Raw genomic sequence first — 23,443 nt, 5'->3', positions numbered from 1 at the left:
AACCGGGAGTCTGAATATGCTGGAAACTGTTGTTCGTTTTTTTCAGGAAGGTGGTCCCTTCATGTATCCGATTGCCATTGTGCTGGCCATCGGCCTGGCGATTACCGTTGAGCGTTTCATCTATCTCGCTTCGGTGCGCCGCCGGAACCGGCTTGCCTTTGAAAAGGGCATACTGCCGCTGCTGAGGAAACGGGATTACCAGCGGGCGATGAAAGCCGCGACAGGCTCTGACAGTGCCATCGCGTCGATCATGAGCGCCGGCATTGGTCGGCTATTGAATAATCACTCCCGCGAAGATGTTGAGTACGCCATGGAAGAGGGGTTGATGGAAGTCTTGCCGCGTCTTGAGAAACGTACCCAATACCTGGCAACCCTGGCCAACATCGCGACACTCCTGGGCTTGTTGGGCACGATCATCGGCCTTATCGCCGCGTTTACGGCAGTGGCCGCTGCAGATCCGTCCCAGAAGGCGTCGCTGTTGTCGGAAAGTATCTCCGTTGCCATGAATACCACGGCGTTCGGGCTGATGTCGGCCATTCCCCTGTTGATGTTTCATGCACTGCTTCAGACCCGTACCAATGAAATCGTCGACAGTTTCGAGATGGCCGGGGTGAAGCTGCTGAACATTATCTCCGAGCAGCCCGCCCCCCAATCCGCCTGAGCCAGGGTTTGCCGCATGAGACGAAAACATCGCAGGCTTGTCAGTAATCCGGAACTGGATATCACGCCATTCCTGAATCTGATGATCGTGTTAGTCCCGGTATTGCTGCTGGGCATGGTCTTTAGCCAGATTCGTATGATTGAGCTCGACTTTCCCGGGATGGAGTCGGGTGAGTCGCCACAGGCTGACGAACTGCGGCTGGTGGTGGCGTTGATACCCCAGGGCCTGGAAGTGCTGGACAGTGAGAGAGGCGTGATCCGGACCCTGCCGTTGATTGAGGGGGAACAGGACTTCGACGGCCTGAGGGAAACTCTCAAGCAGATCAAGAAGCGGGTGCCGGAGAAGACTGACATCGTTCTGGAGGTCAGCCCGGACATCGACTATCAGACTCTGGTGACTGCGATGGATACGCTCCGCTCCTATCCGGCAGTTGTTGCGGCCAGTGTGGTGAAGGGAGAGCTTTTCCCGGATGTGGCACTGGCAGACGCACCTGAAAACCGGACGTTATCGGTCGAAGGGGAGGGTGCATGAAGACCTCCCGCCGTGCCCGTCGTATCCAGCGCCACTACAGCCGTATGCACCGCCCGGGAGGCCTGAATCTGGTGTCCCTGATGGACATCTTCACGATCCTGGTGTTCTTCCTGATGGTGAACTCGTCCGATGTAAAGGTTATGCAGAACACGGCCGATGTCCCACTGCCGCAATCGACCGCGGACAAGGAGGCGGTCGAAACCCTGATGGTCCAGGTAATCGGCCGGTCCATTCTCGTGCAGGGCCGGGAAGTTGCACGGTTGGATGGCATTGAAACCGGGGACAGCACCATCGGTGGGCTGGCGGATGAGCTTGCCTGGGTGCGTAACCGGAGGGGCCAGGTGCCGGAGCAGGGTCATGAGGTGACCATAATGGCAGGGCGCGCCACCGACTACCGGTTATTGAGAAAGATCATGCAAACCTGCATCGATGAAGACTTCCGGCAGGTCCGGCTGGCCGTTGAGTCGGCGAAGGAGGTCGGCAATGGCTGAGCGTCAGGACCTTTCTCTCAAAAAGGTGTCTCCCAACAATTTCGCGACCAAACAACTTTCATCCGGATTGCCATGGGGCGCGGAAAAGGGAGAAAACCGCCGTTTTGTGCTGGCATTGTTGGTGATGGTGGCGGTCTTTCTGCCTCCTGCGCTGCTTATTCCGGCGTTTCAGCTTCCGGAACCCGACCGCAGCGAGGCGGAGAAGATTCCGCCTCAGTTGGCGCGACTGGTAGAGCAACGCGAGCCGCCTAAGCCGGTTCCAGTGCCTGAACCTGAACCCGAGCCGGCTCCGGAATCTGAGCCCGAGCCCGAACCTGAAAGTACAGAACCCAAAGCGGTGGAGCCGGAATTGGCTGAAGAGGTGCCCCCACCCGAGCCTGTGCGCCCGACACCCGCTCCTTCCCAAACGGTCGAGCAGGCGCGTGAAACCGCCTCCAGGTCGGGTCTGATGGCAATGCAGGACCAACTTGCCAGTATGCGGGCTCCAGAGCCGGACGCCGTGGACACCCTGGCGGCCAACGTCGATGCCGAGACCGCAAGCGGCGATGGAGATCTGTTCGGTGCCGAAACTGACCCCGACAGGGCGCTTGCTGGCAGCGGCGGCGTCACTCGGGAAGCCGCGCCAGAAACTGAGGTGGCAGTGGCTGGTCATCAGGTTCGAAACGTGGAGGTGGCGCAGGAAGCAGTACCAGAAGCTGCGCCGGAGCCCACCGGCGGACCGGGGCAGCGGGGCATGAGCAACATCCGCCAGGTGTTCGACGCCCAGAAAACGTCACTCTACTCCCTCTACCGACGCGAGCTGCGTCAGGACCCGACGCTGGAAGGTAAGGTTATGCTGGAATTGGTGATCGAACCGGATGGGTCAGTATCGCGTTGCGAGGTGGTGAGCTCCGAGCTGGGCAATCAAAGCCTGGAGCAACGCATTGCCATGCGCGTGCGCCTGTTCAATTTTGGCCAGGACGATGTGGAACCCAGGACGGTGCGATTCCCCATCGATTTCCTGCCGGGTTAATTCAGTGGCCCGTATACGCTAGTGCGCTATGGTAATTTTTGGTAGCTGTGGCTTGCTCAGGGACATCTTTTGGGTAGGAGCGATCACTTTCGCCTCACCGGTCACCACCCGCTCATCGTTCTGGTTGCGGACATCGCAGGATAGGGTTACGCGGTTTTTGCGTTCCTTGGCCAGTACTGTCAATGTCACCGTCAGGGTGTCGTCCAGCTTTACCGGGCGCTTGAACGCCAGGCTCTGTTCCAGGTATATGGTGCCGGGGCCCGGCATCACGGTGGCCAGGGCCGCGGAAATCAGTGAGCCGCTCCACATGCCATGGGCAATCCGTTCCTGGAACATGGAGTCGGCGGCAAACTCCGAATCCAGGTGGACCGGGTTCACATCTCCGGAGACAGCAGCGAACAACACCAGTTCGTCCTCGGTCAGTGTTTTCACATAGGTTGCGGAGTCGCCTTCCTGGAGTTCGTCGTAGGTGATGTTCTCAAGCGTGTCCAAAGTGTCGCTCATGATGGGCTCCAGTGTTGGTGTGATTAGGTTGGTGGCTGCAACCGCTACAGTTCTGCTTTGAAAACTACCTCATCGTTCACAAAACTGCTATTCTCTCCCGACTTTTCGAGGCTGATACTTTTGTCTGGTTGATTTTTTGACCAAAACGACATTGGTAAACATTATAAGCACAAATGCCAAACAGGAGATGGTGATGGATTTTGAGCAGTTCTATCAGGACAAATACCCCGCTGGCGTGTCCCTGAACGTAGACCTGGATAAATACAGTAGCATGGTTGACGTATTTGATCAGGCCGTGAACAAGTACGCTGACCGCCCCGCGTTCAGTGCCGTTGGCGCCACGCTCACCTATCGCGACCTGGACACCCAGAGCCGGAATTTTGCCGCCTGGCTGCAGAACAAGACCGACCTCAAGCCGGGCGACCGGATTGCGGTGCAAATGCCCAACGTGTCCCAGTACCCTGTCGTAGTGTTTGGGGCCATGCGCGCGGGCCTGATCGTGGTGAATACCAACCCGCTGTACACCACTCGCGAAATGGAACACCAGTTCAATGATTCCGGCGCCAAGGCGCTTGTAGTGCTGGCGAACATGGCCCATAACGCAGAGAAAGTGCTTCCTCATACCGGCATCGAGCATGTCATTGTTACCGAAATTGCCGACATGCATTCGCCGCTGAAGCGTACGCTGATGAACGCCGCCGTGAAGCACCTGAAGAAAATGGTGCCGGCATTCAGCCTGCCCCAGGCTCACAAACTCCCGGCGGTGCTCAGTGCAGGGGCCAGGGAAAAATTCTCCCCGGTGGAGTGCAAGAAAGACGACATCGCCGTTCTGCAGTACACCGGTGGCACCACCGGTGTGGCCAAGGGCGCGATGCTGACCCACGGCAATCTGGTCGCCAACCTCCTGCAGGCTCGGCCGATGATGGAAGATTCGGTGGAGGAAGGCACGGAAGTGGTTATTGCTCCGCTGCCGCTTTACCACATCTACTCGTTCACCCTGAACTGCGGCATCATGCTTGAAGCTGGCGCCCACAACGTTCTTATCCCGAACCCCCGTGATATCCCCGGATTTGTGAAAGAGCTCAAAAACCATCGCTTCACCGCATTCCTGGGGCTGAACACGCTGTTCGTGGCGCTGTGCAACAACGAAGAATTCAAGGCCCTGGATTTCAGTGCCCTGAAACTGACGTCGTCCGGCGGCATGGCGCTGACCAGCGACACCGCGAAGATGTGGCAGCGTGTTACAGGGTGTGAAATCAGTGAAGGTTACGGCATGACTGAAACCTCTCCGGTTGTTACCTTCAATCCGAACAGCGCGATCCAGCTTGGCACCATTGGCCTGCCGATTCCCGGCACCGAAATCAAAACCATCGACGACGACGGCAACGAAACGCCTCTTGGCGAGCCCGGCGAATTGTGTGTGAAGGGGCCACAGGTGATGCGCGGATACTGGCAGCGTCCGGAAGACACCCAGAAGTCCTTCACTGACGACGGTTTCCTACAGACGGGTGACATTGCCCTTATCCAGGAAGATGGCTACATCCGCATCGTCGACCGCAAGAAGGACATGATTATCGTGTCTGGCTTCAACGTCTTCCCCAATGAGATAGAAGACGTGGTCAGTGGTCATCCGAAAGTGGTTGAGTGTGCCGCTGTCGGTGTTCCCGATGACAAGAGTGGAGAGGCGGTTAAGGTCTACCTGGTGGCAACCGCGGAAGGTGTTACTGAAAATGAACTGAAAGAGTTCTGCCGCGAACGCCTGACCGCTTACAAGGTCCCCAAATCCTTCGTGTTCCGCGATGAACTGCCGAAGACCAACGTAGGCAAGATCCTGCGGCGCGAGCTGCGTGACGAAGCCAACAGCAAGTAACCGGTTCGTGCGGGCGGTTTAATCGCCCCGAACGGATGATGTGAACCCCGCCTCGGCGGGGTTTTTCCGTTTAATGAGGCGCGGGATATCGTTAGACTGTCGCCACGCCCGAAGCGAACCGGGTATCCAAGATCCAACAACGGTAAAACGGACCGATGACGCAAGCCCCCCCGGAACAGTCCACGAATACGCCAGACAGCAAGGCCGCCGTAAAAGCCATCATGGAGCAGCTGGATGCCTGCAACCAGTTGGAAGCCGCCCGTATTCACAAGTTGGTAGCCCGGAAAAAAGGGCGTCCGGGGCAAAAGGACCTGGAGAAGATGGCGCAATGGCTCGATCGGGGTCAGGCGCGTGTCACGGAACGCCAGGCATTGCATAAGCCGGCCACCTTTCCGTCATCGCTGCCAGTGTCTGAACGGGTCGATGATATCCGTGAGGCCATTGAACAGAACCAGGTGGTGATTATTGCCGGCGAAACCGGTTCCGGTAAGACCACCCAGATCCCCAAGATCTGCATGAACAGCGGTCGGGGTATTCGCGGGCTGATCGGCCACACCCAACCCCGCCGGATTGCCGCCCGTACCGTAGCCGGTCGTATTGCTGAAGAGCTTGGAGAGCAGACTGGCGGGCAGGTGGGGTATCAGGTACGTTTTACCGACACCACGTCCGACCAGTCGCGGATCAAAGTCATGACCGACGGCATCCTGCTGTCGGAGGTCCAGCACGACCGGTTCCTGGATCGTTACGATACCCTGATTATTGATGAGGCCCACGAACGCAGCCTTAATATAGACTTTCTGATGGGCTACCTGCGGCAACTGTTGCCGAAACGGCCTGATCTGAAGGTCATCATCACCTCCGCCACCATCGAAGTGGAACGCTTTAGCGAGTTCTTTAGTGGCGCGCCGGTCATCGAAGTCAGCGGGCGAACCTATCCGGTAGATGTGCGTTACCGTCCTCTCACCGGCGATGAGGACGATCGGGACCAGGGTTGGACGGATGGCGTGCTGCGTGCGATGGAGGAAATCGAACAGCACGAACGTGCAGAAAAGCAGCCACCGGGCGACGTACTCGTATTCCTGCCCGGCGAGCGGGAAATTCGCAGCCTCAGCAAGGTACTGCGACACGCCGAGCTGCGCCATACCGAAGTTCTACCATTATATTCCCGGCTCAGTAACCAGGAACAGAACCGGATATTCCAGGGCCACCGGGGGCGTCGGATCGTGCTCTCCACCAACGTCGCGGAAACCTCCCTGACCGTGCCCGGCATACGCTATGTCATCGACACCGGCGTGGCCCGTATCAGCCGTTACAGCGTACGTTCCAAAATCCAGCGCCTGCCCATTGAGCCGGTGTCCCAGGCCAGCGCCAACCAGCGTGCCGGGCGCTGTGGCCGGGTTGCTCCGGGGATTTGTTTCCGGCTTTACGACGAAACCGATTTCATCAACCGGCCCGAGTACACCGACCCGGAGATCCTGCGCACCAACCTGGCCTCGGTTATTCTGCAGATGACCACCTCGGGGCTTGGGGATATCCGCCATTTCCCGTTCCTGGAGCCACCGGACCGTCGCCTGATCAACGATGGCTACAAATTGCTCGAAGAGCTTGGAGCCGTTGATGACAAGCGCCGTCTGACAAACCTGGGCCGCACCATGGCACGCCTGCCGCTGGACCCAAGGCTGGCGCGCATGCTGGTGACCTCCTCGGAACAGGGCAGTCTGGCAGAAACGTTGGTGATCATTGCCGGCCTGAGCGTTCAGGACCCGAGAGAGCGCCCCCAGGACAAACAGCAGGCTGCCGATCAGGCCCACGCGCCGTTCAATGACAAGGAATCGGATTTCCTGACCTTGTTGAATATCTGGAATTTCTACGAGGAACAGCGCCAGGAACTGTCCCAGAATCAGCTGAAAAAGGTCTGCCAGAAGAGCTTTCTGTCGTGGATGCGGATGCGGGAGTGGCGCGACATTCACCGGCAACTGACGCTGATTTGCCGTGAGCAGAAACTGAAACTGAACAGAGATGCGGCCAGTTACGAGTCTTTGCACAAAGCCATTCTTGCGGGTTTGCTGGGCCAGGTGGCGGTGAAGCTTGAAAAGAAGGAGTATCTGGCCACCCGCAACCGTAAGGTCATGATCTTTCCGGGCTCAAAAGTGTCGAAAACCGGCCCGAAGTGGATTGTGGCGGCGGAAATTGTCGAAACCAGCCGCGTGTTTGCGCGGGTGGTGGCGAAGATTGAGCCGGAGTGGATCGAGCCCCTGGCCGGGCATGTGGTGAAGCATCACTTCTTCGAACCCCACTGGGAACAGAAACGTGGCCAGGTCATGGGCTATGAAAAGGTCAGTCTCTACGGCCTGGACATTATTGCCAAGCGCCGAATTCCCTACAGCAAGGTGGACCCGGAGGAGTGTCGCAACCTGTTCATCCGCCGTGCCCTGGTGGAAGGCGATTACCAGTCCAAAGCGCCTTTTATTGCCCGTAACCGGGAACTGTTGGACACCGTTGAAAACCTGGAGCGCAAAACGCGGCGGCGGGACCTGTTGGTTGAGGACGAAGTGCTGGTGGCGTTTTATGACCAGCGGCTGCCAGCGGACATTGTTAGCGGCCGGCATTTCGAAAGCTGGTGGAAGCAGCTGAGTGCTGACCAGCTCCGTGACATGGAATTGACGGAGGACGATATCCTCCAGCGCCCGGTGGATGAGCAGGCGGGCTCACTGTATCCGGACTACCTGGAGTGGGAAGGGGTGAGATATCCCCTGAGTTATGAGTTCGAACCCACCAGTGAGCGCGATGGCGTTACGCTCCAGGCACCGGTGATGGCCCTGAAACAGCTTCCGGCGCGGCGGCTTGAATGGCTTGTGCCGGGGCTCTTGAGGGAGAAGTGCATCGCACTGGTCAAAGGCCTTCCGAAGGCGTTGAGGCGCAACTTCGTACCGGTACCGGATTTCGTGGATGCGGCTCTGGAAAACCTTCAGGCTTCAAACGAGCCATTGGCGCTGCAGCTGGGCGAACAGCTCCGGCGAATGACGGGTGTCAGGATTGACGCCGATGCCTGGCCACAGGAGGATCTGCCGAAGCACCTGAGAATGAATCTTCGGGTTGTTGATGATGCGGGCAAGCCCATCGCCGAGGGGCGGGAAACCGAAAAGCTGCAAAGCGAACTGGAAGGGCGGGCAGAAGCTGCGTTGTCTTCGGCAACCCGCAGGGAGCCCTCGACCGAGGCTGCGAGTGCGTCAACGCGATGGGATTTCGGGTCGCTGCCCGAATCCGTCAGGACCGAAAAAGGCGGTATGGAAGTCACCGTATACCCGGCATTGGAGGACACGGGGGATTCCGTTCGCCAGACACGGTTCCTGGACCGGCTTACGGCGGAGGACGCAACTCGCAAGGCGGTGGCGCGACTGATACTGATTCGGCTGGGCAATACGCTGGAGGACATCGAACGGAAGTTGCCGAACTTCAAGTCATCGGCGTTGATGTTCGCGCCGGTGGGCAAAGCCCGGGTGTTGCTGGATGACCTGTTGCTGGCCACGGCGATGCAGCATTTTGTGCCCGATGACGTACCCCGGGACAACAACGCGTTCGAGAACGCGTTTAACGCCGGGAGGGCGGAATTCGTACCGGCACTTGAGCAGGCTGACGAGCGGCTACACCAGGCCATGACGGGCTATCATGGCGTGATGAAACAGCTCAAGGGCAAAATCAACCTCGCGCTCGCGAACAGTATGGCGGACTTGAAGTTTCAGCTGCAAAATCTTGTGTATCCGGGTTTTATTGTTGCCACGCCGCCGGAATGGCTTGCCCATTTTGGACGCTACTTTGAGGCCGCCAGCATCCGCTTCGAGAAAATGCCCAGGGAGCTTGGACGGGAGCGGGAGTTCCTGCACACCATGGAGCCGCTCTGGTCCCGCTATGCCAGCAAACGCGATGAGCAGCAACGTCAGGGGGTAAGGGACCCGGAGTTATTGCTCTATCGCTGGATGCTTGAGGAATTTCGGGTCTCTTTCTTTGCACAACAGCTGGGCACGGCCGTGCCGGTATCGGTCAAGCGCCTCGACAGGCAGTGGGAGCAGACGCGCGTGTAAGCCGGTCACGTTTGCGGGCAAAACGTTTAGACTGTGTTAGTATTTGGTCAATATTGGTGCAGTTAGATTGTTTGTTTTTACAACTATGACGTGGGGTTAGCGTGATTAGAGCCGTTATCAGCGGGACCGGGTTGTACACACCGCCAGCAACCATTACCAACGAAGAACTGGTGGAGGCATTCAATGCCTTCGTCGAACTTCACAACGCACGTCATGCTGACGATATTGCCAGTGGCGATCTTGAGCCCCTGCAACCGTCTTCGTCCGCTTTTATTGAAAAAGCGTCCGGCATCAAGCGTCGCCACGTGATTGACAAGCAGGGCATACTCGACCCTGAACGGATGTGCCCGAACATACCGGACCGACCCAACGAAGAAGCCTCGGTGCAATGCGAGATGGCGCTGGCAGCCTGCGAAGAGGCTCTCAAACAGGCCGGCAAGACCGCGGCCGATGTCGATGCAGTTATTGTCGCCTGCTCTAACATGCAGCGCCCATACCCGGCTATATCTGTTGAGGTTCAGGACGCGTTGGGCATCGAGGGCTTTGCCTACGACATGAACGTGGCGTGCAGTTCCGCGACCTTTGGGCTGCAGGCGGCGGCGAACGCCGTAGAGAATGGCACGGCCAGGGCGGTGCTGGTGGTTAGTCCGGAAATCTGCTCCGGCCACCTGAATTTCCGTGACCGGGACAGCCACTTCATTTTTGGCGATGCCTGCACCGCCATCCTGGTGGAAAGAGACGCCGATGTTGCGGAAGGGCAGGGTTTTGAGGTTCTTGGAACCAGCCTGCTGACCAAGTACTCCAATAACATTCGCAACAACTTTGGTTTCCTGAATCGGGGCGATAAAGAGGGCATTAACAAGCCGGACAAGCTGTTCGTGCAACAGGGGCGCAAGGTGTTCAAGGAAGTGTCGCCGTTGGTGGCGGAAACGATCCTCAAACAGCTGTCCAGCCTGTCGTTGTCGCCAGATGACCTCAAGCGAATGTGGCTGCACCAGGCCAACCTGAATATGAACCAACTGATTGCCCGCAAGGTGTTGGGGCGCGACGCGGACACGAAAGAGGCGCCGGTCATTCTGGATGAGTACGCCAACACCAGCTCCGCTGGCTCGATCATTGCGTTCCACAAACACAAGGACGACTTTGGCGCTGGTGAACTGGGCGTGATCTGTTCGTTTGGTGCAGGCTATTCCATCGGCAGCGTTGTGGTTCGCCGCCGATAGGGTCTGGAGTGGCGATAGGCGGTCTTAACTGGCCGCCAACGCCCTGAGCTTGTCAGGCAGTGCCATCGACGTGCGTTTGGTGCGGTCAAACCAGACAATTTTCGCATAGCCTTCCGCGTAGAGTGTGCCGGTCTCGGTATCGGTCAGCGTATGATAGGTGTCGAGGCTGGTATTGCCGGCTTTGTCGGCGTATGTTCTGACCTCAACCGTTGCCGGATGGGCCAGTTCCTTCAGAAAGGTGGCGCTGGTCTTTATAATGACCGGACCGTCGGGGTCGTTTTCCGCGCCCAGCTCCAGGGACGCCAGCCAGGTGATGCGGGCTTCCTCGAAAAAGCGGAAATAAACCGTATTGTTGGCATGGCCGTATGCGTCCATATCTCCCCAGCGCAAAGGCATGGAGAGTGTGCTAACCAGATTCCCGGGTACTGACATCGGGGCTACTCCTGAAGCAAGGGGTTAATAATAAAAAAGCAGAGCGCCGGTATTTTCGACGAACAGTAACAGTTTTAACAACCTCAGGTCTGACGATGAGAGACATTTTTTTCCGGCACCCAGCAATCGGCGCCCTGATTTTTATCTGCCTGTTTTCAGGCAATGCGGTCGCGCAAACCGTGCAGCCAGTCGATCCTGACATGGCAGAACGAAAGCTTGATGCCCCTCCGAGCGAGGTCGATCCCTATGAGGACTGGAACCGGAAGGTCTATGGCTTCAACGAAACCATCGACAACTGGTTCCTCCGCCCTGTTGCGAAAGGGTACCGCACCGTCATGCCAGGCTTTGCGGACCGTGCTGTCACCAATTTCTTCAACAACCTGACTGAAATACGTAACTTCGCCAACAGTATCTTCCAATTGAAGGGAGAGTCTGCCGTCGTGGCGGCGGGTAGGTTTACCTACAATACGGTTTTTGGTCTGGGCGGGTTGATTGATGTGGCTACCATGTTCGATTTGCCTGAGCGTCCAGAAGACTTTGGCCAGACCTTGGGCTACTGGGGCACGGGCTCTGGACCTTACCTGATGCTCCCGTTTTTGGGGCCTTCGAATCCCCGGGACTTTGGTGGGTTTGTATCCGACAACCTGTTGTTGCCCTCAGCCTGGGACCTGGCTGAAACGCCGGATGTCTATTATGCGAGGGCGCTTCAGATTGTTGACAAGCGTGCCGATCTGATCCCTGCGGAAGGGTTCATCTCAGGTGACGGCTATACGTTCGTGAGAAACGCGTACCTGCAACGGCGGGCTTACCTGATCAATGATGGCAGAACCGTAGACGATCCATTTGCCAGCGATGACGATGAGGATTTGATGCTCGAGGATTTCTGACGCATCGAATCGGCTGGAACAACGGAGGTTTACCAGATGGTTGATGACCGTATCCGGAAATTCCGCAAGATGCTGGCGGAGGCGCCCAATTACGAAGTCTGGAAGGCTGCGGCGCTGGAGCTGGATTTCCTTGAGGGCAATGTGGAGTGGAAAGAGGAGTTTGGCTCCGACCTTTACCATTACGAACTCATCTACGACCGGCTCAGCAACCTCCGCACCTACCGGCATCAGAATGATTTCGAGCGCCTGAAGCGTGCATTGAGAGAAGGGCTTCATCACGACCTGGGCAATATGGGCAATACGGCCCTGTATACTCGTTCCCGGGTTGGCACCAAGCATCTGATCGAGGAGTACATCACCCAGGTGTGCGAATCGCTGGATTTCCTGTGCGACACCAAGGTGCCGGGATTCCCAGTGGCCGAAAAGCTGCAGTTCTTCCGCGATACCCTGACCAGTTATGGCCGCCCGGCTTTGCTGCTCAGCGGCGGTGCCACGCTGGGCATGTTCCATTTCGGCGTTATAAAGGCACTCTGGGAAAAAGGGTTGTTGCCGCAGGTCATTGCCGGCTCCAGCATCGGCGCCATTATCGCTGGCATACTGGGTGTCCACAGCGATGCGGAAATACCGGACATGCTGGTGCCTGAAAACCACGACATGAGGGCCTGGAAATGGCGAGGGCTGTTCAGTGCCATCCGGGGTGACGGCCTGATGGATCAGGAGCAGTTAAAGGCGTGCCTGCGTGCCAATATCGGGGAATACACCTTTGAGGAAGCGTTCCAGAAGACCGGTCGTTCCATCAACGTCAGTGTGTCACCGGTCCAGACCCACCAGAAAGCCCGTTTGTTGTGCGGCTACACGTCACCCTATCTGTTGGTCTGGAGTGCCGTGCTGGCCAGCGCGGCAGTGCCGGGCATCTTCCCGCCGGTACCGCTGATGAAGAAGGACATTCAGGGCAACGTGCTGCCCTACATGTCGCGGCTGAAGTTCGTGGACGGGTCGGTGGTCAGCGACTTGCCCATCGAACGGCTGATGCACCTTTACGACGTGAACTTCACCATTGTCAGCCAGACCAACCCCCATGTGGTGCCTTTTCTGAACCGGCGAGGCCGGGATGAAAAGATCAATGTCGCCAATCTGCCGATGCACCTGCTGAAATCAGAAATCCAGTTCCATGGCCAGGGCCTGTTCGATTATCTGCGGAAACGCGTTCAGCCGGAAATGCTTCGGCAGGTAGCGGGCCAGATGTACACCATTATGGGGCAGCGCTATTCCGGGGATGTCACCATCTCGCCGACGTATCGTCTTCGTGACTACCGTCGCATGTTATCCAACCCCGATCCGGCATGGGTCCGGGAGATGATATTGCAGGGAGAACGTGCGACCTGGCCCAAGATTTCAATGATTCGCTCCCACGCCAGAATCTCCAAGACCCTGGAGCGATGCATTCGCCGCTTGAAATCCGAACAGCGCCGCTCCACAGCTGAACTGAGACTGGTAAGCAATGCGGATTCCGGCACTTCATGAGATGACAGCCCCGGGAGCCGGGCGGTATGATACCGCGATAGCCGGGGAGCCCGATGGCGGCTCCCGCAAGCTCCGCCTGAGCACCTGACTGGACACGCATGTACTACGATTTCTTCGGTTTTCGGGAGCCCCCGTTTTCGATAGCCCCGGACCCCCGCTATCTGTATCTGAGCGAACGCCATAAAGAAGCGCTGGCGCATCTGATGTATGGCGTGCAGGGGCAGGGCGGTTTTATCGTGATCACCGGAGAGGTCGGCACGGGCAAGACCACTGTCAGCCGCTGTTTCATCGAGAATGTGCCGGATCATGTAGACATTGCACTGATCCTCAATCCCAGGTTGTCTGCCCGTGAGCTGTTGTCCTCCATTTGCGATGAGCTGGAGATTGCCCATCCGGTTGGATCATCCATCAAGGAACTGGTGGGACTGATCAACGATGACCTGCTCAAGGCCCATGCAGCGGGCCGCCATAAGGTTCTGATGATTGATGAAGCCCAGAACCTGTCCGCCGAAGTGCTTGAACAGCTCCGATTGCTGACCAATCTCGAAACCGCTGAGAAAAAACTGCTGCAGATTGTGTTGCTGGGACAACCTGAACTGCAGGAGATTCTGGGGCTACCAGAGCTCCGCCAGTTAAATCAGCGGGTAACGGCCCGTTATCACCTCGACGCCCTGGGTCGAGCAGAGATAGAGGCCTACCTGCGTTACCGGCTCAGCGTGGCAGGCCTCCGGGGTGAGATCTTTACCGATCGCGCGATCCGGGCTTTGTACCGCGCCAGCCATGGTGTACCGAGACTGATTAACCTGATCAGTGACCGTGCATTGCTGGGCGCCTACGCCGAAGGCGAGCACCAGATCACTGCTCCCCATATCCGTAACGCTGCCCGGGAAGTGAACGGCCAGAATCTGCCCAGGCGCGCTGGGCAGTCTCGAAAGTCCCATGCGCTGATGTTGGCTGCAGCCCTGCTGATGGCCATCATCATGACCACGTGGCTGTTCATAGGGCTTCCGGGGAGCGGTGGACCCGAGCCCGATGCTGTCGCCGAAAATCAGGGAAGGCCCCTTACTGGCGCCATCGAACGGGTCGAGCTGGATATGCCTGTTGTCGAGTTGTCGGAAAAGCTTCCCGAAGCCAGTGAGCAGACCAGTGACTCACGCGAGGAGGAACCACTGCCCGAATTTGAGTTCCCGGACCAGACCATCTCTTTGCCAGTGGCTTTTCGCGAGCTGTTTGAACTATGGGGGTTGGAATACCGCGCCTCGGAAAGCCCAGTGGCGTGTGAGTTTGCCGAGGGGCAGGGACTGCGTTGCCTGCAGAACAAGGGCGCACGCCGAAGCCTGGAGTTTCTGGACCGGCCGGCGATACTTCAGCTTCGCAACGGCAATGGGGACAGTCACTATGCGGTCCTGAGCGGCCTCCAGGATAATCGCGCCACTATCGAACTCCCGAGTGGTCGCCGGGAGGTCACCTTCTCCAGCCTGGAGCCCTATTGGTTTGGCGAATTTACCGTACTTTGGGAAGCGCCTGCCTACACGTTGGGCGATGCGTCCGGTAGCGCTCAGGGTAATGAAAGGGTGGCCGAGCAGATCTGGATGGGCTCAAGAATGATGGAACTGGCCAGCCGATACGCCGAAAGCCGGCAGGAAGAGAGCCGCGTCAACCGTATGCCGGTCGAAGAACAGGTCCGCTGGTACCAGCAGCAAAGAGGCCTGACGGTCGATGGCATTGCCGGTGCCATGACCATCATCCAGATGAATAACGACCTGGAATCCGCCGTGCCCCGGCTGACGTCCGGAAGGATGGTGAACTGACATGTCCTATATCCTTGATGCTCTCCGGAAATCCGAAACTGAAAGACGGCAGGGTCGGATTCCGGACCTTGGCCAGCAGGTACAGCTGATCCACAAACCACGGAAAAAATCGATTCCGATTCTGGTGTGGGTTGCGCTGGGCCTGGTGCTCAACGCGGCTGTATTGGCCTGGATCTTCTGGCCCCAGGGGCGTCAGGCTTCCCTGACGGATCAAACAATCCCGTCGGCTGGCGTGGCTGCGCCCGCACCCACACCCACCGTTGAACCGGTTATAGTTGATGACAAGCCGGAACCTGCGGGCCAGGTATCGACGCCCGAACGTGTACAATCGCCGCCGACTAGTGACACGCTCGAGGGTGCTATCGAGATTCCAACACCGGGAGCGAATACCGACTCTCCAGCGGATGCGGTAGCGGAAACCGGTGACGAGAATGAGCGGGAGCGACCCACGGTGATTGTGCCCACGCCGCGAACGCCAAGTGCCGTCAATCCCAGCGAGCGGGACGGTGCCACCGCACAGACGGCGCCGCACCTTGTAGAGCTTCCACTTTCCTTCCAGAAAAGGGTGCCAGACCTGATTTTTAACAGCCATATCTATGCGTCCGAGCCGTCGGCCCGCCGGGTCATGATCAATGACAACTACCTGCGCCCCGGAGAGTCGTTTTCCGGTATCACTGTCGATCGGATTACCGAGGAAGGCGTGGAGCTGAGCATGGATGGCCGTCGCTTCCGGGTGGGTGTGGTTCGCAACTGGGTGAGCCCCGACTGATGGCACTCACCGAGGACGTCAAACAGCAGATTCAGCAGACCTACCGTGACGTGTTGGCCGGCAAGGACATCCGTGCCCGCTATGGCCAGCGCCTGATGATCGCCGAGATTGCCCGCTACATGGGCGAGATCACCGAGAATGACGGCCAGCGCACCTCTCCAGCCGGCACCTGCGTGGTGGAGGCGGGCACAGGCACGGGCAAGACCCTGGCCTATTTGATTGCCGCCATTCCGGTGGCCCGTGCCCTTGGCAAGACACTGGTGATATCAACAGCGACCGTTGCCCTGCAGGATCAGATCGTCCACAAAGACCTTCCGGACCTGAAAAAGCACAGCAAACTGGATTTCACCTGGACCCTTGCCAAAGGTCGTGGCCGCTACTTGTGTATGTCTCGTCTCGAAGCTCGCCTGCATGACGAGGGTAACGGCGACAGCGATACCATGCCGCTGTTCCTGCTGGATGGGCCCGGCAAGGAAGAACCCGGCACCCGGGCCTATTTTGAAGACATGCTGGCCAGTTACGGGTCCCGGAAGTGGGACGGTGATCGCGACCATTGGCCGGATCAGATACCCGATGACATCTGGCGCCAGGTCACCACCGACCATCGTCAATGTACCAATCGCCACTGTAGCTATTTCGACAGCTGTGCCTTCTTCGACGCCCGAAAAGACCTCGATGATGCCGACATCGTGGTGGCCAACCACGACCTGGTGCTGGCAGACCTTGCCCTTGGCGGTGGTGCCATTCTGCCGGAGCCGGAAAATGCATTGTTTATCTTTGATGAGGCACATCACCTGCCGGACAAGGCACTGAATCACTTTGCGGCGTCGGTGCCGCTGAATGCCACGCGGCAATGGCTCAAGCAGCTATCCCAGGCACTGGGAAAGATGCAGCCGTTCCTCACGCCCGGCACCCAGGCCGCGAAGACCATCGACAGGATCAGTTCCGCCTCCCGTGAAGTGGATATATGTCTGACGAGGGTATACGACGAGGCCGAACAGAATACCGGTTGGGAGTTCAATGAGGAGCGACGCTCTGCCCAGTGGCGCTACCCGGAGGGCGAATTGCCCGAGGTGCTTGCCGGCCTGGCGGTGGAAACCCGGGTGGCGACGGCCACCCTGGTTCGCCAGCTTGGTGTGATGGTGGACGAATTACAGACGGCCTTCGATGAACGCAAGGCCAGCGATGTCGACCGCGATACTGCGGAATCCTGGTATCCGGTGATTGGATCGTTCCACAGCCGTGCTGAGGACCAACTGCGGTTGTGGGTCGCGTGGTGTGATAATCCGGGCCAACCGGCCAGTGAGCCGGCAGAAGGTGAGGAATCAGCGCCTGAGCCTAAGAAGCGGTCCGGGCCACCGGCCGCCCGTTGGTCGGTGCGACAGCGCTGGGAACACGCGGAAGACATTACGCTCTACAGTAGCCCGGTGCTGGCGGATAATCTGCTTTATTCCAGGCTCTGGTCGCGGGCCTATGGCGCTGTGTTGACCAGTGCAACCCTGACCGCCCTTGGGCGCTTTGATCGGCTCAAGGCCAGAGCAGGTTTGCCCGAAGCCAGCCGCTTCGTGGTGGTGCCCAGTTCCTTCCGCTATGGCGAAATGGCAACCGTGGAAGTACCGGCCATGACCGCCATGCCCACGGACGATAGCTTTACGGACCAGGTGGTGTCGCGGCTACCGGCCTTGTGGGCCGGGGAGAAGGCGACACTGGTACTGTTTACCTCCAGGCGCCAGATGCAGTTGGTGCGGGATGCCCTGGCGCCGGAATACCCGGATCTGATCACCACTCAGGACGATATGGCCAAGGGCGAGGTCCTGCGCCGCCATTGCAGCCGTGTAGATGAGGGGCTGCCCAGTGTGTTGTTCGGTGTGGCAAGTTTTGCAGAGGGCATTGACCTGCCTGGCAAGTACCTGAGCCATGTGGTGATTACCCGACTGCCGTTTTCGGTACCGGATGATCCCATCGAAGCCAGCCTGGCGGAATGGGTGACGCACCGCGGCGGTAACCCGTTCATGGAAATAACCGTACCCGACGCCTCCATCAAACTGGTGCAGGCCGTTGGTCGCCTGCTACGGACCGAGTCGGACACCGGCCGCGTCACCATCCTTGATCGTCGCATCATCGCCCGTCGATACGGGCAGTTGTTGTTGGACGCCTTACCGCCTTTCCGGCGAATCATAGAGCCCTGATCAATAGAGCCCTGATCAATAGAGCCCTGATAAAAAGAGAGCCATAAAAAAAGAGCCAACCCATGTGGGTGGCTCTTATAGAGTGGGTCCTTATCGAACCCGGGCGTCGAAACAACGCGGAACAAGAAGTCTGAAGGCCTGAAGTTTCAGAAATCTTACCGAGGTTTCCCTCAGCGTTGGGAGCATAGTAAGGGAGGAGGGGGCGTATCCGGATCGTCCAAAGGGCGTAGTGGGCGTATAAAATTCGACAAAAGTGTGATGCGCGTCACAAAAGTTGCCCGAAAGACAGCTTCAGTGAGTCAAGAGTCAGGCCAGTAGCCGAAGTTCCCTTGCTCTTGCCAACGCCTCGGTGCGGGATCCGACTGCAAGCTTGCCGTAAAGGTTGCGAATGTGGGCTTTTACGGTGGTAGGCGCCACCCCCATCGTGTTTGCGATGTCCTTGTTGGCGAGGCCCTGATTGATGAGATCCAGCACTTCCAGTTCCCGCTGACTCAGGGGTTCGGGGAGATCTGTGTTGCCCGGGGCCGCCTGCGTATCCCTCTGCGAGTCTTCCGGCTCTGTTTCAGCGGTTTCTGCCTCTGCCAGTTCCGAGAGCATGGCTGTGACCCGGCTGTTCCAGCGGCCCGGCGCCTTGAGAACCGGCAGCGCTCTACACAGCTGGCGGATGGTAGGACTCTCCTCCGCAAGCAGGCGCATGAATCCGGCCTCTGATGCCCGCTGGACGGCCTGGGCCAGCATCTGTTCCGCTTCTATCGTTTTACCTTCGGCGAACAGCGCCTCGCTGTAGACCAACTGGATTTCCACCAGATGGCGGTAGTGCTGATCCTGCTCTGCGCTGAGTCGGAGGGGGGCCAAAGTTGCCATGGCGTCGCTCGGGCGGCCCAGTGCCACCTGAACACGGGCGATGCTGATTTGGTTCTGTTCCCGGTTCAGCGGATTGGTGAACCGGTCAGTGCTCACCTGTTGCACCCATTTTTTCGCCAGATCCAGATGACCGGTGGCGAGATAGCAACGAGCCAGCATGGCGGAGCATGCTGGAGGCTCGAACAGGATGTGGTCCCGCCGACGTCTTGCAACGCTGGCGGCATCTTCCAGTGCTTCCATCGCTTCCTGGTAGCGCCCTTCACTGAAGGCCAGGTGGCCACGCACGTACTGGATAACCACGTGCTGCCCCGGTTCGGTGCCATTGTTGACATGGTCCAGCAGCGGGGCCAGGTAGGAGGCGGCCAACTGGGGTTCGTTTCGCTCCCGGTAAATCTCGATCAGGGCGCTGTTTTGCCAGCATGAAATTAACATGGGCTGGCGTGGGTCGCTGTGGTGCTGGTCGACCCATTGCCGCACACGGGTGCAGGTATCCAGGGCTTCGTCGATATCTCCGCGGTTGTACTGAATCCATGCAAGCAGGCCGCCGCTTGAGAGTACGGTACTGGGTTTGCGCTCCAGTTCCCCATAACGCACAGCGGAGGTCAGGGCGTCCTCGGCGGCTGCCAGGTCCCCCTTACCGTAATAGTCCAGTCCGACTCCGTAATAGGTCACGGATTTCAAGGGGATGCGGGTGTGGTCAATGTCACGCAATACCTGCTGGGTCAGGTCGCTGGCGCTTTTATCGTCGCTTTTCGATCGCGCCAGATAAGAGCGGATCAGTGAAATCTCACTCTGCAGGCCCAGGGCGCCCTCGGCATCGGGGTGGGAATCGGCCACCTGTTGGTCGAGCATGTCTTCCAGTTCGCCCAGGAGGGGCTCCAGCACGTCTACCCGGTTGGCGAAAAACAGCGCCCACACTCTCAGCATCAACAGTTGTGGGCTGTCCTGCAGAGTGTTGGCGGGCAGGGAATCCAGCCAGCTCAGCACCGGCAGGTGAAAACCGCCGTGGATCAGGTTGTTGCCGTGTTCAGCCAGTACCTTTGCGAGCCAGGGCCAGTCCTGATGCTGGACAATCTGGGAAATGCCTTCCTGAACGTGGCCATGGACCAGCAACCAGTGGACTGCTCGCTGCCATTGCTTTTCGGTATCTTCCGGTTTGAACTGTCTCACCCGTTGTAACAGCGCGTCCCGGAACAGGTCGTGATAACGGAACCATTCATTGTGGGTATCCAGCGGGATCAGGAACAGATTTTCACGCAGCAGCTGTTCCAGCAGGACCTGACTGTTGGTGGTGCCGCGAACGGCGTCGCAGAGTGAGGCACACAGCCGGGGACAGCAGGCGGTGTCGAGCAGGAAGTCGCGCACCGGCGCAGGTTGCTGCTCCAGCACCTCTGTCAGCACATAATCACTGATGCGGCGCTCGTCCAAATCGATGCGTTGGTGACCCGTTCCAGGTTTTTGATCGTCAATGCTGCCGCCGGACAGCGCGGACAATTGCATGGCGGCAACCCAACCCTCGGTTTTACTGCAGATCCTGCGAATTTCCTGCTCGGAGAGTTCGAGCCCCATGGTGTCGTGGAAGAAGCGCTGGCACTCCTCCTCGGAGAATGCCAGCAGCCCTGGGTGTATGTCCTCCACCCAGCGGCGCACCCGCCAGCGTGAAAGCGGCAGGGCTGGTTCGGTGCGGGATGCCAGGGTCACCAGGACCCCTGGCGGCAGGTAGTCCATGAAATATGACACCTGGCGCTGTAGTTGTGGGTCGCGGATAAAATGATAGTCGTCCAGGACCAGCGACCAGGGTGCGCCATCGGCGGCGAGAACGTTAATCAGCCCGGTAATGGGGCCTTCCAGTTCCTGGAGGCTGCAATGGCTGAGTTGTTGACGGCATTGCTCCAGACCTGCGAGGCCATTGTGTTCAAACGCCCCCACCACGTACTGCCAGAATCGGCGGGGCTCGTCATCATGCTCATCCAGGGATAGCCAGGCGACGGTAGACGGTGACTGGGAGCACCATTGGCTGACCAGTGTGGTCTTGCCAAAACCCGCTGGTGCCACCACCAGATTCAACCGCTTGGCACCGTCCGGCTGCAGCAGGGCGCTCAGGCGATCCCGTTGTACCGAACGGGGATCCGCGGTTGGTCTGAGGAATTTGGTGGTTAACAGCATCGTTTCCCTGAATGCCCGTAAATGGCAAGTGTCCCGTATGGTTAATTCGTTGACCTACTGCGTGACGCTGCGGCCTCTGGCCAAGGCGTCAGTCCGCAGGTGTGGTGGTTCCACATCAAGGGCTGGCAACACGGGCCAGAGGCCGCAGCGTCTCGCCCTTCGGGAGCCACTGAGGGTCTTGATAGCCGCGTTGCGCTGGTTCGATTTGGAGCCACCAAACCTTCACCATCGCGCCTAGCTCTCAAGACCCTCAGTGGCTCAGTAGGTTAACGAATTAACCAGACGGGACACCAGATAACGGATTGTGTGCTTTGTCACAGTTAAGTCAAGGGCCGCAAAGACAAATGACGCTGTCGTCATGCTGCGTTCTGGCGTTTTTGGTCTAAACTGTGTTGGAAGGGATTCTGTATACTCAATAAGAATGAAAAATCACGTTTTTATGCGTATTCTTCTAATAAGAGCAGCGTATACATGCCCGGTCTGTACCGGGCCTTATGGGGAGCGACAGGGTAGATGAAATTACAACAGTTGCGCTATATCTGGGAAGTTGCGCACCATGATCTCAACGTATCCGCCACTGCCCAGAGTCTTTTTACTTCACAGCCGGGAATATCCAAGCAGATCCGTCTTCTGGAAGACGAACTCGGCCTGGAAGTGTTTGCCCGCAGCGGCAAACACCTCACCCGTATCACACCGGGCGGCGAGATCATCATCCGTGAGGCCGGTGAGATACTGCGCCGTGTGGAAGGCATCAAGAAGATTGCGCAGGAGTTCAGTAACCAGCGCAAGGGCGACCTGAGCATTGCCACCACCCACACCCAGGCCCGCTATGCGCTACCGCCGATCATTCAGGGCTTTATCGAGTCCTACCCCGAGGTGTCCCTGCACATGCACCAGGGAACTCCCATGCAGATTTCAGAAATGGCCGCCAATGGCGCGGTGGATTTTGCCATTGCCACCGAGGCCATGGAGTTGTTCAACGACCTGATCATGATGCCGTGCTATAAATGGAACCGCAGCATCATCGTGCCGAATGATCATCCCCTGGCCAGGAAGTCCGAACTGACGTTGCCGGACCTTGCCGAATTTCCACTGGTCACTTACGTGTTTGGTTTTACCGGCCGTTCGAAGCTGGATGAGGCTTTCCAGGCCCATGGGCTGACCCCGAAAGTGGTGTTTACGGCCGCCGATGCTGATGTGATCAAGACGTATGTGCGGCTGGGTCTTGGGGTTGGCATCATCGCCAGCATGGCGTTCGACGAGCAGAATGACCCCGATCTTGTCTGCCTGGACGCCAGTCAACTCTTCCGTCCGAGCGTGACCCGGATTGGCTTCCGCAAGGGGACGTTCCTGCGCGGTTATATGTACGATTTCATCCAGCGATTTGCACCACACCTGACCCGTGAGCGGGTGGATGAGGCCGTGACTCACCAGGGCAGCAGGGCGGAGATCGAGGAACTGTTCAACGACATCGATCTACCGACCTACTGACGGCCCGGGAAAGATTATTCGCGGGCAATCAGGTTTCCGGCGTGTAGGCCACATTCCTTCTGCGTGGCTTCTTCCCACCACCAGCGGCCCTCGCGCTCGTGCTGTCCTGGCAGGATAGGGCGTGTGCAGGGTTCGCAGCCAATGCTGACAAAGCCCTTTTCGTGCAGTTTGTTGTAGGGGGCTTCCGTCATACGGATATAGTCCCAGACTTCCTTCGAGCTCCAGTTCGCCAGCGGATTAAACTTTACCAGCGTTTTCTCGTCCGTAGAGAAGGCGTCGTCAATCTGTACCACAGGCACGTCATTGCGGGTACCGGGGCTCTGGTCCTTGCGCTGGCCGGTAATCCACGCATCAACCGTGGCCAGTTTTCGCCGTAACGGATTGACCTTGCGGATACCGCAGCATTCGCCATGGCCGTCTTCATAGAAACTGAACATGCCCTTGCGGGTGACCAGATCCTGCACTTCCGCAGCATCGGGGAACATCACCTCAATGTTAATGCCATAGTGCTCGCGGACCCGATCAATGAACTGATAGGTTTCCGGGTGAAGGCGCGCCGTATCCAGGGTGAATACCTGAAGGTTGTCGGTCAGCTTATGGGCCAACTCAATCAGTGCGACGTCTTCCGCACCGCTGAAGGAAATGGCAATGTTGTCGTACTTCGCCAGAGCGGCCTGGAGGATAGCCCTGGGGCTCGCGCCTTCAAGCTCGGCCTGTAACTGTGCAATGTCCGTCATTTGAAAGGATCACCTGGAGTGTAAATGTGTGATAAATCTACCATTAACCGGCAACAGTCTGAAGGAATGGGGGAGTATATCGTTATAGCCGCACAGATGTACGATGCATTCCGCCCCGGTTTTTCTTATCATACCGCCTGATTCCAATCCCCGGCGGCCTTCGCCGGGCTGACCAGCGTTCAACTATCAGGAGACCATT

The 23,443-nt window shown here is 58.2% G+C and carries 17 protein-coding genes; 13 read left to right on the top strand and 4 right to left on the bottom strand.

Annotated features, from left to right (window positions below; genetic code table 11):
* The first annotated feature begins 16 nt into the window (after positions 1–16).
* From JJO78_RS09100 to JJO78_RS09085, 4 genes are read left to right on the top strand one after another with little or no spacing between them, the layout of a single operon-like run.
* Positions 17–661: a MotA/TolQ/ExbB proton channel family protein gene (locus tag JJO78_RS09100; RefSeq protein ID WP_036205450.1), complete on the top strand. Its 645-nt coding sequence runs from the start codon at positions 17–19 to the stop codon at positions 659–661.
* Positions 662–676: 15 nt separating this feature from the next.
* The gene (locus JJO78_RS09095) at positions 677–1,192 is read left to right on the top strand and encodes an ExbD/TolR family protein (RefSeq protein ID WP_041334778.1); all 516 of its coding nucleotides are present in this window, start codon (positions 677–679) and stop codon (positions 1,190–1,192) included.
* Positions 1,189–1,683: an ExbD/TolR family protein gene (locus JJO78_RS09090; RefSeq protein ID WP_036205453.1), complete on the top strand. Its 495-nt coding sequence runs from the start codon at positions 1,189–1,191 to the stop codon at positions 1,681–1,683. The genes JJO78_RS09095 and JJO78_RS09090 overlap by 4 nt, the downstream gene beginning before the upstream one ends.
* Entirely contained in the window at positions 1,676–2,695 is a 1,020-nt protein-coding gene (locus JJO78_RS09085; protein WP_273623420.1) for an AgmX/PglI C-terminal domain-containing protein, read from the top strand. The genes JJO78_RS09090 and JJO78_RS09085 overlap by 8 nt, the downstream gene beginning before the upstream one ends.
* An 18-nt stretch (positions 2,696–2,713) precedes the next feature.
* Here the strand turns inward: JJO78_RS09085 and JJO78_RS09080 are convergent, their stop codons facing one another.
* Complete coding sequence (locus JJO78_RS09080; protein ID WP_036205454.1) at positions 2,714–3,199, bottom strand: MaoC/PaaZ C-terminal domain-containing protein; 486 nt, start codon at positions 3,197–3,199, stop codon at positions 2,714–2,716.
* A gap of 193 nt (positions 3,200–3,392) precedes the next feature.
* On the opposite strand from JJO78_RS09080, the gene JJO78_RS09075 reads away from it, so the two are divergent.
* The 3 genes from JJO78_RS09075 to JJO78_RS09065 all read left to right on the top strand — a co-directional run bounded on the left by JJO78_RS09075 (position 3,393) and on the right by JJO78_RS09065 (position 10,374).
* Positions 3,393–5,069, top strand: a complete 1,677-nt coding sequence (locus JJO78_RS09075; protein ID WP_091641125.1) for a long-chain fatty acid--CoA ligase — start codon at positions 3,393–3,395, stop codon at positions 5,067–5,069.
* A gap of 155 nt (positions 5,070–5,224) precedes the next feature.
* Positions 5,225–9,151, top strand: a complete 3,927-nt coding sequence (hrpA, locus tag JJO78_RS09070; protein WP_273623418.1) for an ATP-dependent RNA helicase HrpA — start codon at positions 5,225–5,227, stop codon at positions 9,149–9,151.
* Between the two features lie 101 nt (positions 9,152–9,252).
* Positions 9,253–10,374, top strand: coding sequence for a beta-ketoacyl-ACP synthase III (locus tag JJO78_RS09065; RefSeq protein WP_036205456.1), 1,122 nt, complete (start codon positions 9,253–9,255; stop codon positions 10,372–10,374).
* 24 nt (positions 10,375–10,398) lie between these two features.
* On the opposite strand, the gene JJO78_RS09060 is transcribed toward JJO78_RS09065, so the two are convergent.
* Positions 10,399–10,806 carry an acyl-CoA thioesterase gene (locus tag JJO78_RS09060; protein WP_075195252.1) on the bottom strand — a complete coding sequence of 136 codons (408 nt, stop codon included), beginning with the start codon at positions 10,804–10,806 and terminating at the stop codon, positions 10,399–10,401.
* 95 nt (positions 10,807–10,901) lie between these two features.
* Between JJO78_RS09060 and JJO78_RS09055 the strand changes: the two genes are divergently transcribed.
* The 5 genes from JJO78_RS09055 to dinG all read left to right on the top strand — a co-directional run bounded on the left by JJO78_RS09055 (position 10,902) and on the right by dinG (position 17,986).
* Positions 10,902–11,693 carry an MlaA family lipoprotein gene (locus JJO78_RS09055; RefSeq protein ID WP_041333267.1) on the top strand — a complete coding sequence of 264 codons (792 nt, stop codon included), beginning with the start codon at positions 10,902–10,904 and terminating at the stop codon, positions 11,691–11,693.
* Positions 11,694–11,729: 36 nt separating this feature from the next.
* On the top strand, positions 11,730–13,217 hold the full coding sequence (locus tag JJO78_RS09050) for a DUF3336 domain-containing protein (protein WP_036205459.1): 1,488 nt from the start codon (positions 11,730–11,732) through the stop codon (positions 13,215–13,217).
* Between the two features lie 98 nt (positions 13,218–13,315).
* Entirely contained in the window at positions 13,316–15,028 is a 1,713-nt protein-coding gene (locus JJO78_RS09045; RefSeq protein WP_273623415.1) for an AAA family ATPase, read from the top strand.
* Position 15,029: 1 nt separating this feature from the next.
* Positions 15,030–15,797: a general secretion pathway protein GspB gene (locus JJO78_RS09040; protein WP_273623414.1), complete on the top strand. Its 768-nt coding sequence runs from the start codon at positions 15,030–15,032 to the stop codon at positions 15,795–15,797.
* Entirely contained in the window at positions 15,797–17,986 is a 2,190-nt protein-coding gene (gene dinG, locus JJO78_RS09035; RefSeq protein ID WP_041333272.1) for an ATP-dependent DNA helicase DinG, read from the top strand. The genes JJO78_RS09040 and dinG overlap by 1 nt, the downstream gene beginning before the upstream one ends.
* A 306-nt stretch (positions 17,987–18,292) precedes the next feature.
* On the opposite strand, the gene JJO78_RS09030 is transcribed toward dinG, so the two are convergent.
* Positions 18,293–21,016, bottom strand: a complete 2,724-nt coding sequence (locus JJO78_RS09030) for a LuxR C-terminal-related transcriptional regulator (protein WP_273623412.1) — start codon at positions 21,014–21,016, stop codon at positions 18,293–18,295.
* 513 nt (positions 21,017–21,529) lie between these two features.
* Between JJO78_RS09030 and cysB the strand changes: the two genes are divergently transcribed.
* On the top strand, positions 21,530–22,507 hold the full coding sequence (gene cysB, locus JJO78_RS09025; protein WP_273623411.1) for an HTH-type transcriptional regulator CysB: 978 nt from the start codon (positions 21,530–21,532) through the stop codon (positions 22,505–22,507).
* A 14-nt stretch (positions 22,508–22,521) separates the two neighbouring features.
* Here the strand turns inward: cysB and JJO78_RS09020 are convergent, their stop codons facing one another.
* The gene (locus JJO78_RS09020) at positions 22,522–23,244 is read right to left on the bottom strand and encodes a phosphoadenylyl-sulfate reductase (RefSeq protein WP_273623410.1); all 723 of its coding nucleotides are present in this window, start codon (positions 23,242–23,244) and stop codon (positions 22,522–22,524) included.
* Positions 23,245–23,443 lie beyond the last annotated feature (199 nt).

It is taken from the genome of Marinobacter sp. DS40M6, assembly GCF_028581595.1.
In the GTDB taxonomy this organism is placed as follows: domain Bacteria; phylum Pseudomonadota; class Gammaproteobacteria; order Pseudomonadales; family Oleiphilaceae; genus Marinobacter; species Marinobacter salarius.
This window is presented reverse-complemented; position numbering and strand designations above follow the sequence as displayed.